The 2,204-nt window shown below is 58.8% G+C and carries 1 protein-coding gene; it reads left to right on the plus strand.

Annotated features, from left to right (window positions below):
- Nucleotides 1-2,204: leucine--tRNA ligase (gene leuS, locus ACWI8T_RS09565; RefSeq protein ID WP_449138780.1), on the plus strand; the 2,204-nt coding region annotated here is incomplete at both ends.

The following is a 2,204-nucleotide window of genomic DNA, read 5'->3' on the forward strand; positions in this document are numbered from 1 at the left end:
GCAAGCGGCTTGGGAAGAAAGCGGCATCAACAAGGTGCATGAAGAAGACGGGCGTCCCAAGAAGTACATCTTGGAAATGTTCCCGTATCCCTCGGGCGACATTCACATGGGCCACGCCCGCAACTATTCGATCGGCGACGTTATTGCTCGCTACTATCGCATGAAGGGCTTCGACGTTTTGCACCCCATGGGTTGGGATGCCTTTGGCCTGCCTGCAGAAAATGCCGCCATCAAACACCATAGCCATCCTGCAAAATGGACGTATGCCAACATCGAAACCCAGAAGGCCAGCTTCAAGCGCATGGGCTTTTCCTACGATTGGGACCGCACCGTTGTTGCGTGCGACCCTGAGTACTATCGCTGGGGCCAGTGGATTTTCGAGAAATTCTGGGAGCGCGGCCTCGTCGAACGCCGCAACTCTCCTGTGAACTGGTGCCCGGGTTGCCAGACTGTTCTGGCGAACGAACAGGTTATCGAGGGCCGTTGCTGGCGCTGCGATTCTGAAATCGAGAAGCGCGACCTCACGCAGTGGTATCTGAAGATCACCGACTATGCGCAGGAATTGCTTGACGACCTTGACCAGCTTGAAGGCTGGCCTGAGCGCGTGAAGCAGCAGCAGTCCAACTGGATTGGCCGCTCCGAAGGCGCCGAGGTCGACTTCGTGCTGTGCGATAAAGACGGCAACGTGCCCGCCGAGCCCGCTGAAGACGACATCATCACTGTGTTCACCACGCGTGCCGACACGCTGTTTGGCGCGAGCTTCTTCGTGCTTGCTCCTGAATACAAGGGTCTCGCGGCGCTTGTCGAGGGCACTGAATACGAGAAGCCGGTTATGGACCTCGTTGAGGCCTCCAAGAAGATCACCGCGGTGCAACGCGCCCAGGGTGACCACGAAAAGCACGGCGAGTTCACCGGCCGTTACGCGGTCAATCCCATCAATGGCGAAAAGCTGCCCATCTGGGTTGCCGACTATGTCGTTGCCGATTACGGCACGGGTGCCGTTATGGCTGTTCCATGCGGTGACCAGCGCGATTTTGAATTCGCTCGCAAATATAATTTGCCCATCATTCCCATCATCTTGGGCGATGATGATCCGCTGTTCGAGCAGCTGAAAGACGAGCAGAATCGCGTGGTTACTTCGGTCGATTGGCCCGAGGCCTACGCCGCTGAAGGCACGCTTGTGCAGTCGGGCAAATACACCGGCATGACCGGCGGCAAGCATTCCGAGGGCGAGGCGGCCATCGTCGCCGAGCTCGAGGCTATGGGCCGCGGTCGCCGCAAGGTGGAATTCCGCCTGCGCGACTGGCTTATTTCTCGTCAGCGCTATTGGGGCAATCCCATTCCGGCAATCCATTGCCCGAAATGCGGCGTTGTGCCCGTTCCTGAGGAAGATTTGCCCGTGCGCCTTCCCGAGGATATCGATCTTTCCGCTGGTGAGACGCTTGCCACGCATGAGGAATTCGCGAAGTGCACGTGCCCGAAGTGCGGTGGCGAAGCTCGCCGCGAGACCGATACCATGGACACGTTTACGTGCTCGAGCTGGTATTACATGCGCTATACCGATCCTCATAACACCGAGCGTCCGTTCGATTCCGATAAGGCGAACTCGTGGCTGCCCGTCGACCAATACATTGGCGGCATTGAGCACGCTATTCTGCATTTGCTCTACAGCCGCTTCTTCACGAAGGTGCTGCGCGACGAGGGCATGCTGAACTTCGATGAGCCGTTCACGAATCTGCTGTGCCAGGGCATGGTGCTCGACGAGCACGGCGACGTTATGTCGAAGTCGAAGGGCAACGTTATTTCGCCTGAAGACATGATTGCCGCCTACGGCGCCGACGCCGTGCGCTGCTACATTCTGTTCATGGCTCCGCCCGACAAGGAGCTGCTGTGGAATGAAGACGGCCTTGCGGGCCTGTACAAGTTCCTGAACCGCGTGTGGCGCGCTGTGTACGACCTGAAGCGCGAGGCGGGCGAGGATACGCTGTTTAACGGCGGCTCCAAGCTGAATGCCGCCGACGCCTTCAAGACGCTGATGCGCGAGCGCCATCGTGTGGTGGGCAAAGTGTCCGATGATATCGACCGCAACAACTTCAACACCGCGATTGCTGCCATCATGGAGCTCGTGAACAGCACGAACGACTTCCTGCGTGCTGCCGGCGCCGAAGAGCGCGCTGCCAACGCCGAGTGGGCTGCTGGTTGCG

The organism is Slackia sp. (assembly GCF_977041755.1).